We start from the raw sequence: 255 nt of genomic DNA on the forward strand, positions 1-255 counted from the left end.
AGCCCTGCATCGTCCAGAAGTGCGGGTCGGCCAGCGGGATGTCGACCGACTGCAGCGACAGGCTGTGCACCATCTCGCGCCAGTCGGTGGCGACCATGTTGGTGGCGGTCGGCAGGCCCGTGGCGCGGCGGAACTCGGCCATCACCTCGCGGCCGGAGAACACGCCTTCGGCGCCGCAGGGGTCTTCGGCATAGGCCATGACGCCGTGCAGGTCGCGGCACAGGCGGATCGCATCGGCCAGCAGCCAGCCGCCGT

1 protein-coding gene is annotated in these 255 nt (G+C 71.0%); it reads right to left on the bottom strand.

The genetic code is table 11. The features are described from left to right. Positions 1-255 (bottom strand): enolase C-terminal domain-like protein (locus tag IB278_RS33750; RefSeq protein ID WP_412556341.1); only part of this gene is annotated, 255 nt, incomplete at both ends.

This window comes from Variovorax sp. VRV01 (genome assembly GCF_014852545.1).
Lineage (GTDB): Bacteria > Pseudomonadota > Gammaproteobacteria > Burkholderiales > Burkholderiaceae_C > Variovorax > Variovorax beijingensis_A.